Annotated in this window: 11 protein-coding genes; 7 read left to right on the forward strand and 4 right to left on the reverse strand. The window is 59.8% G+C overall.

The window, feature by feature from the left end; translation table 11 throughout:
- The first annotated feature begins 99 nt into the window (after positions 1-99).
- From EPN31_RS04815 to EPN31_RS04835, 5 genes are all read left to right on the forward strand, one after another.
- A complete protein-coding gene (locus tag EPN31_RS04815) occupies positions 100-720 on the forward strand; it encodes a TRAP transporter small permease subunit (RefSeq protein ID WP_291770327.1) in 621 nt (206 codons plus the stop codon).
- The gene (locus EPN31_RS04820) at positions 717-2,006 is read left to right on the forward strand and encodes a TRAP transporter large permease (protein ID WP_291770295.1); all 1,290 of its coding nucleotides are present in this window, start codon (positions 717-719) and stop codon (positions 2,004-2,006) included. Before EPN31_RS04815 ends, EPN31_RS04820 begins: the two co-directional genes overlap by 4 nt.
- A gap of 39 nt (positions 2,007-2,045) precedes the next feature.
- The gene (locus EPN31_RS04825) at positions 2,046-2,732 is read left to right on the forward strand and encodes a DUF2848 domain-containing protein (protein WP_291770298.1); all 687 of its coding nucleotides are present in this window, start codon (positions 2,046-2,048) and stop codon (positions 2,730-2,732) included.
- 44 nt (positions 2,733-2,776) lie between these two features.
- Positions 2,777-3,757 carry an aldo/keto reductase gene (locus tag EPN31_RS04830; protein WP_291770301.1) on the forward strand — a complete coding sequence of 327 codons (981 nt, stop codon included), beginning with the start codon at positions 2,777-2,779 and terminating at the stop codon, positions 3,755-3,757.
- 417 nt (positions 3,758-4,174) lie between these two features.
- Positions 4,175-4,789 carry a hemolysin III family protein gene (locus tag EPN31_RS04835; protein WP_291770304.1) on the forward strand — a complete coding sequence of 205 codons (615 nt, stop codon included), beginning with the start codon at positions 4,175-4,177 and terminating at the stop codon, positions 4,787-4,789.
- On the opposite strand, the gene EPN31_RS04840 is transcribed toward EPN31_RS04835, so the two are convergent.
- The 4 genes from EPN31_RS04840 to EPN31_RS04850 form a co-directional block, all read right to left on the reverse strand.
- The gene (locus EPN31_RS04840; RefSeq protein WP_291770307.1) at positions 4,777-5,052 is read right to left on the reverse strand and encodes a hypothetical protein; all 276 of its coding nucleotides are present in this window, start codon (positions 5,050-5,052) and stop codon (positions 4,777-4,779) included. The two genes, EPN31_RS04835 and EPN31_RS04840, sit on opposite strands and share 13 nt — an antisense overlap.
- A 375-nt stretch (positions 5,053-5,427) precedes the next feature.
- A complete protein-coding gene (locus tag EPN31_RS04845) occupies positions 5,428-5,670 on the reverse strand; it encodes a restriction endonuclease (protein WP_367188293.1) in 243 nt (80 codons plus the stop codon).
- Positions 5,586-5,765: a hypothetical protein gene (locus EPN31_RS16680; RefSeq protein ID WP_367188294.1), complete on the reverse strand. Its 180-nt coding sequence runs from the start codon at positions 5,763-5,765 to the stop codon at positions 5,586-5,588. The genes EPN31_RS04845 and EPN31_RS16680 overlap by 85 nt, the downstream gene beginning before the upstream one ends.
- A gap of 54 nt (positions 5,766-5,819) precedes the next feature.
- Positions 5,820-5,993, reverse strand: a complete 174-nt coding sequence (locus EPN31_RS04850) for a hypothetical protein (RefSeq protein ID WP_291770313.1) — start codon at positions 5,991-5,993, stop codon at positions 5,820-5,822.
- A gap of 204 nt (positions 5,994-6,197) precedes the next feature.
- On the opposite strand from EPN31_RS04850, the gene EPN31_RS04855 reads away from it, so the two are divergent.
- Both EPN31_RS04855 and EPN31_RS04860 read left to right on the forward strand, forming a co-directional pair.
- On the forward strand, positions 6,198-6,512 hold the full coding sequence (locus EPN31_RS04855) for a DUF1153 domain-containing protein (RefSeq protein ID WP_291770316.1): 315 nt from the start codon (positions 6,198-6,200) through the stop codon (positions 6,510-6,512).
- Positions 6,509-7,218: IS3 family transposase (locus EPN31_RS04860; RefSeq protein ID WP_291770319.1), on the forward strand; the 710-nt coding region annotated here is incomplete at its 3' end. The genes EPN31_RS04855 and EPN31_RS04860, both read left to right, overlap by 4 nt.

The following is a 7,218-nucleotide window of genomic DNA, read 5'->3' on the forward strand; positions in this document are numbered from 1 at the left end:
TGGCAGCAGACGGTGGTCTGCACTCACCGCCCAGGCTGACCTGCACCGGCTTTGCCGGTCGCGGGCCAGCGGCACATGAAGGATCCTCATATGCTGTCCATGGCACCTGTCCCATCAACGAAAGTGCTCGAGCGGATCTGGCACTGGGTCGAAAAACTGTCTCGAATCGCCGTGTGGGTGGGGGGCGCGCTGATGATCGCGAGCGTCTTCCTGATCTGCATCGACGTGGTGACGCGCAAGTTCTTTGAATTGAGCACCAACGGCTCGAACGAACTGTCAGGCTACGCGTTCGCCATCAGCACGTCCTGGGCACTGGGTTTCACCATGCTGCAACGGGTCAACGTCCGGGTGGACGTCCTGTACCGTCTGTTGCCGGTCAGGGTGACGGCGCTGCTTGACTGGCTTGCCGTCGTGGTCATGGGTATTTTCGTCGGCTACCTGAGCTACTACGGGGTGCAGGTGGCGCAAACCTCCTGGGTGCGCGATGCGGCCGCCAACACCACATTGGGCACTCCGCTGTGGATTCCGCAAAGCCTGTGGGCCGTCGGGCTGCTCTGGATGAGCGTGGTGCTGGTGCTCATGCTCATCAGAGCCTCGGTCGCTCTGGTGACGGGCAACATCCCGCTGGTGAAGACGCTGGCCGGACAACGCTCCTCGGAAGAAGAGGCCAAGGAAGAAGCAGAGGCCGGTGAGCGCCTCGTCAAGGGAGACGCAGCATGATCGCGACTATGCTGATTGCCCTGCTGGTTCTCATCGGCCTGAGCATCCCGGTCGGAGCCGCCCTCGGGGTGCTGGGCCTGATCGGCGACAAACTTTTTTCCATGTTGCCACTCTCCCGTGCCATCGGCGAGATCTCCTGGAACACCAGCAATGAATTTCTGCTGGTGGCCATTCCGCTGTTCATCCTGCTGGGCGAGATCCTGCTGCGCACTGGTTTCGCCGAGCGCATGTACGATGCCATGACCCTGTGGCTGTCGTGGTTGCCGGGGGGCCTGATGCACGCAAACATCGGGGCCTGTGCACTATTCGCAGCCACTTCCGGCTCCAGTGTCGCCACCGCGGCGACCGTGGGCACTGTGGCCCTGCCGCAAATCAAGCGACATGGCTACAACGAGTCGCTGTTTCTTGGCAGTATCGCGGCGGGCGGCACCTTGGGCATCCTCATCCCGCCCTCCATCAATCTGATCCTCTATGGCGTCCTGACCAACACCTCGGTTCCCCAGCTCTACCTGGCCGGTTTCATCCCAGGGATACTGCTTGCCGCCCTGTTCATGCTCACCATCGGGATCGCCTGCTCGCTTCGTCCCGCCTGGGGCGGCCATCGCGTCAAAGCCAGCTGGCGGAGGCGTTTCCGCAGCCTGGTCGACCTGTTGCCGCCGCTGGGCTTGTTTCTTCTGGTGGTCGGGTCCATCTATGCCGGACTGGCCACCGCCACCGAAGCAGCTGCGCTAGGGGTGTTGGGGGCGCTGGTCCTAGCTGCGTTTTCGCGGCGTCTGACGCTGTCGATGCTGCGCGATTCCGTCGAAGGGACCATGCGCACCACAGCCATGATCATGCTGATCGTGATCGGCGCCGCGTTCCTCAGCTTCGTCATGTCGTCCACGGGGTTGACCGACTCGTTGACCAACGCGGTCATCGCGCTACACCTGTCCCAGGGCTGGATGCTGCTGATCGTCGTGATTTTTTATCTGATTCTGGGCTGCCTGATGGAAACCCTGTCGATGATGATCACGACCATTCCGATCATCGCCCCCATCATGATCGCCATGGGGTTCGATCCTGTGTGGCTGGGCATCGTCATCATCGTGCTGGTCGAAACGGCGCTCATCACACCCCCCGTGGGGATGAACCTGTTCGTGGTGCATAGCTTGCGCGAAACGGGCTCGATGAACGATGTGATCGTGGGCAGTCTGCCGTTTGTCATCGCATTGCTTGTGATCATCGGCCTGCTGGCCCTCTTTCCGTCGATCGCGATGTGGCTGCCCCACATGGTCAACGTGAGCTGACGTCGCTTTTCCCCTTAACCTTCATCCCGGAACATTGCCATGATTCTTTCCTTCACTCTTGATGCAAACGGATCATCGACGCCGATCACCACCGATATCCACACCCTGATCATCGCTGGCTGGTCGGGCAGAGATACCGCAGCCATCGAACACCACATCAAAGAACTGGCGGAACTCGGCATCAAACCGCCGAGCGCACTCCCGCTTTACTATCGGGTTTCGCCCCATCAATTGACGCAGGACTCGCAGATCCAGGTGGTGGGGGATTCGACCTCGGGCGAAGTCGAGGCGTTCATTTTCCCGATCGACGGGGAGCTCTACGTTACCGTGGCATCTGACCATACCGACCGCAAGCTCGAGGCCTATAGCATCGCGCTGTCCAAGCAAATCTGCTCCAAACCCATAGGCGGCGCGGCATGGCGCATGGCAGACGTCCAGGACCACTGGGACGATCTCGTGCTTCGCTCCTACATCGAAGAGGGTGGCCATCAGGTACTGTACCAAGAGGGGTCGCTCGCATCGCTGCGCTCACCGGGCAACTTGATTGCCGGCCTGACGGCGGGCGCAACCACACTGCCTGATCACACGGCCATGTCCTGCGGCACGGTCGGAGCGATCGGCGGCATCCGGCCGTCGGCCTCTTTTTCCATGGAGCTCTTTGATCCCAGGTTGAATCGCTGCCTCAGCCACCATTACCGGATCCAGTGCCTGCCTGAAATCGCCTGAGCCCCAGGGCCTGTTCACACCACATGACACGGAATGTCGGCAACATGAAATACCAACATCTGGGGCGCTCAGGGCTGGAAGTCTCGCGCCTGTGTCTCGGCTGCCTGAGTTTCGGCATGCCCTCGAAATCCCACCCCTGGACACTCAACGAAGAACAGAGCCGTCCCATCATCCGGCAGGCCATCGAATCGGGCATCAATTTTTTCGATACTGCCAACGTCTACTCGGCGGGAGGCAGCGAACAGATCCTGGGCAAGGCGCTGCGCGATTTCGCACGTCGCGACGAAGTCGTCATCGCTACCAAGGTCTACAACCGAATGCGCGAGGGTCCCAACGGCGCTGGGCTGTCACGCAAAGCCATTATGTCGGAGATCGATGCCAGTCTGAGCCGCCTGGGAACCGATTATGTGGATCTCTACCAGATCCACCGCTGGGATCCGGACACCCCGATCGAAGAAACGCTGGAGGCACTGCACGACGTCGTAAAGTCGGGGAAGGCACGTTACCTGGGCGCTTCATCCATGTTCGCCTGGCAGCTCTGCAAGGCGCTCTACCTGGCTCGCGAGCACAACTGGACGCGGTTCATCTCGATGCAGAACCATCTCAACCTGCTCTACCGCGAAGAAGAACGCGAAATGCTGGGCCTGTGCCTCTCTGAAGAGGTGGGCGTCGTGCCGTGGAGTCCCCTTGCGCGCGGCAGGCTGGCCCGTCCCTGGGGCGACAAGGCCACGCCACGGGCGACACAGGATGCTTACGGTGAGGTGTTGTACGCGGCCACCGAGGCGTCGGATCGCAAGGTGGTCGACACGCTCGAACAGGTGGCCACCGAGCGCGGCATCCCACAGGCCCAGGTGGCCCTGGCGTGGCTGCTACATAAGTCGGGGGTCGTGGCTCCCATCGTGGGGGCATCCAAAATCGGACATCTGACCGACGCGATCGCCGCGCTCGAAGTGACGCTCGACGAACAGGAGATCGCTCGGCTGGAAGCGCCCTATGTTCCTCATCCTCTGAGCGGACTGGCCTGACTTTGAAAACGGGGGGATTACCCTTGATGTGATGATCGTCATGTTGGGTGGCGGTACGAAAGCTACACAGAATCGTGATGTCAAGCGGGCTAAGGAATTGGCACGCGCCCTCCGAAACAATCGGGAGAACCCGTCATGAGCACTATCCAAATTTCTGATTGGGGGTTTGGCTTGTTGTTCAGCCTGAACATACCGTTGACGCTCATGCATAACCCCCCTCACCTTGAATCGCCCCAGGATTGGCGGGGGCTCCAAGCCTTGAGAGAATAGTTGACGCCGACCAGGCAGGCGGCGAGCATCGGCCACATGATGGCGCTAACCTGGCACTTCTGATGGCCGCCGTGCTACGGTGAGAGTCCGTGCGGGTGGACGCCGGTCAGCAGATCGGGAAGCAAACCTCTCCGGGGGGCAGGCCAGATGGTATACGGTGAGCGTTTCAACAGCATTTCTCACCTGGTCGGTGCGGTGTTGGCCGTCATTGGCATGGTGTTGCTTATCGTATTGGGGGCGCGGGCCGGTGACCCCTGGAAGGTCGTCAGTTTCAGCGTCTATGGCACCATGCTGCTGTGCCTGTATCTGGCTTCCACGCTTTATCACAGCCTCCAGGGTCGAGCCCGCCGGGTCTGGTGCAAGTTCGACCACTGCTCCATTTACTTGTTGATCGCCGGCAGCTATACCCCATTCACGCTGGTCAGTTTGCGCGGTCCGTGGGGCTGGTCGTTGTTCGGTACGGTCTGGGGACTCGCGCTGGTTGGCATCATCCAGGAAATCTGGATCGCTCACGGCAAACGGCTCTTGTCGCTGGCGCTGTATGTCCTCATGGGCTGGTTGGCGGCCATCGCAGCACCGCCCTTGCTGCAGGCGCTGGGCCGGGGCTTTCTGTGGCTCGCCGGCGGCGGCGTGGTGTATACCGCCGGGATTCTCTTTTATATGAATGACCATCGCTGGCGGCACGCGCATGGCATCTGGCATCTATTCGTACTGGTTGCAAGCGCCCTGCAGTACGTAGCCGTGCTCGGCTACGTAGCCTGAGCGCGCTCTCGACTCGCGCGGGCGAAGAACGCGGCGAGCCTCTTGCGTGCATTGGCGCGCAGATCGGCCCAGAATAGGGCGATGTTGAATACGTGATAGTTGCCTGTATCGCACATGCCGCCGTCATCAAAGAGGCCAGTTGGCAGTGGTGTCGGGGTCACGAGCGTGTAGCCATCTTCGGTGCGGGCGCTAACGAGATGCGGCATCACGCGCGAAAAATACGTGCCTGCCAGGGTACACGAACTCATGGGGTTCGGATTCATGATGTCGTCCCCCGCCAAAAGAATGATGAGCCGCTTGCCAGACGGGGTTTCAGGCCGTCGGCGATGAGGTCAGCGAGTTTTTCAGCTTCCTTCCACCTGGTCGTGCGGCGCGTGGCGTCGAAGTCGTGGGTATGAACTAAAGCGCGCAGCACTGGCATTGGCTGTCCGGGCCCCTAGTGGGCGGTTGGAAACGGCTTTGCCGTGTTAAAGCATACAGTGGCCGAACGTCACGAATTAAAGCATAAGCTGTCCGAAGGTTCAGGCATGAAATTTTCCTGTTAGATGAAGGGCGTTTTTGGGTTCGACCTATGAAGCGCCTGGTTGGATCGTCTTGCCAGGCGGATGTCTCCCGCCAAGTGGCCCTAAAAACTCAGCCTACTTCATGAATTCGCCGAAGGAGTTCTCTTCGACCTCGTTGGTGGTCACCGGCGCCAGTCCCTGTTCCAGATTGGAGAGGATGTCGATGAGTTTTTCGCTATCGATCAGCTTGATGGGCGGCGCTCCGCCCCGATTTGCTTCACGACGTGCCTCGGCTATAAACGTGCCTGTGGTGATGATGATGCCTTTGCCTGCCCGCCCGACCATCGCTCCCTGGAAACTGGGAAGATTGCAACCCAGCATCTGAAAATCTCGTGGGCTTGTCTGTAGGTCAAGGTAGTGGTGCGCCCGCGCTCCGTCAGGCTCCAGACGCCGCGCTGGGATGAGTCCAGCAGGCCCTCTCGGGGGAGATAGAACCTTGCCCATGCTGCCTGGTTTTTGAAGTTGGGCTATCCGGAGGATGTCAGTCCGTTCAGCACGTCGTTGGAGATATGCTTGTCGGCTGCAATTTGCTCGGTGACTTCCTCTGGCGATCCTGATCCGCCAGGCTTGCTCAGCGCATCAAACAGCGGCCCGAACCAACTGACGAATTGAGTCTCCCCGGCCCGAGTGTGATCGCCCATCGCGTGTCCCCATATCCTGATCTGATCATGATCGCATTTGATTACTTTTAAGTCTTTGGTCAAGTTCGGCCCTTGATCGGAGCCTACGGCTTCCGGTGTCGGATTGGGGCAGATATGATAGGTAGGTGAATTCGGCCGGAGCCACTATGAACGATTGTAATGACCCAGTGAAAATCTGCTCAGGTGATAATCGAGGAAATCACCATGAGTACAACGATGGAAGACGAGATCAAACGCTGGATGGCCAAGCGCAAAAGCGCTTTGGTGCTAGACATCATCCAGGGCAAGACCACGGTATCGGAGGCAAGTCGCTCCTACGACCTGGGTCCCTCGGAGGTTGAGAACTGGATCGACGACGCCAAGCGGGGCATGGAGAATGCCCTTCGGGCCAAGCCAGAAGATATCCGAGAGCAGTACGAACGTCAGCTCAAGGATCTTCAAGAGGCTTACGGTGAAGCGATGTTGGAGCTGCGTGCCAGAAAAAAATTGCAGTCCCTGTTGGGCGAGGAAGAGAAATGATCGAGGCGATCCGCCAGGGACTGAAAGCAGACGGGTACTCCGTCTCGATCGCCAAGCTGTGCCAGTGGTTCAACATCCCCCGGCGCACGGTGTACTACAAGCCAAGCAAGTCTGCGCCGAAGGTCGATGCGAAGTTTGCCGAGCCCATCAAGGCCATGATCGAAGAGTCGCCGTCCTTTGGCTACCGGACAGTGGCGCACCTACTGGGCCTGAACAAGAACACGGTGCAGCGTATTTTCCAGCTCAAGGGCTGGCAGGCGAAGAAGCGTGCCGTCGGGTTCAGGCCTCGCATCGAGGCGCTTCCGTCGGTAGCAACCGCGCCTAATGAGCGCTGGTCCACGGATCTGTGCCGAATCTGGGCAGGCCGCGACGGTTGGGCCACGCTGGCGCTGGTGATTGATTGCCACACGCGCGAACTGCTGGGTTGGCATCTGTCGCGCAGTGGCAAGGCCACCACTGCCAGCAGTGCGCTAGAGCAAGCCCTGATCACCCGGTTTGGAACCCTGGGTCGTGTGCCTGAGCCGTTCTTGCTTCGATCGGACAACGGGTTGGTTTTTACCTCTCGCAGCTACACAGCATTGGTGCGCAGCTACGGCCTGCGTCAGGAGTTCATCACGCCGCATTGCCCGCAGCAGAACGGCATGGTCGAACGGGTCATCAGAACGCTTAAAGAACAATGTGCTCATCGGCACCGCTTCGAATCCAT

Source organism: Castellaniella sp. (genome assembly GCF_004321985.1).
GTDB lineage: Bacteria > Pseudomonadota > Gammaproteobacteria > Burkholderiales > Burkholderiaceae_B > Castellaniella.

Coding starts and splice junctions, on each gene's coding strand:
- EPN31_RS04815 (WP_291770327.1), top strand. CDS start 100: ATGGCACCTGTCCCATCAACGAAAGTGCTCGAGCGGATCTGGCACTGG.
- EPN31_RS04820 (WP_291770295.1), top strand. CDS start 717: ATGATCGCGACTATGCTGATTGCCCTGCTGGTTCTCATCGGCCTGAGC.
- EPN31_RS04825 (WP_291770298.1), top strand. CDS start 2,046: ATGATTCTTTCCTTCACTCTTGATGCAAACGGATCATCGACGCCGATC.
- EPN31_RS04830 (WP_291770301.1), top strand. CDS start 2,777: ATGAAATACCAACATCTGGGGCGCTCAGGGCTGGAAGTCTCGCGCCTG.
- EPN31_RS04835 (WP_291770304.1), top strand. CDS start 4,175: ATGGTATACGGTGAGCGTTTCAACAGCATTTCTCACCTGGTCGGTGCG.
- EPN31_RS04840 (WP_291770307.1), bottom strand. CDS start 5,052: ATGAATCCGAACCCCATGAGTTCGTGTACCCTGGCAGGCACGTATTTT.
- EPN31_RS04850 (WP_291770313.1), bottom strand. CDS start 5,993: ATGGGCGATCACACTCGGGCCGGGGAGACTCAATTCGTCAGTTGGTTC.
- EPN31_RS04855 (WP_291770316.1), top strand. CDS start 6,198: ATGAGTACAACGATGGAAGACGAGATCAAACGCTGGATGGCCAAGCGC.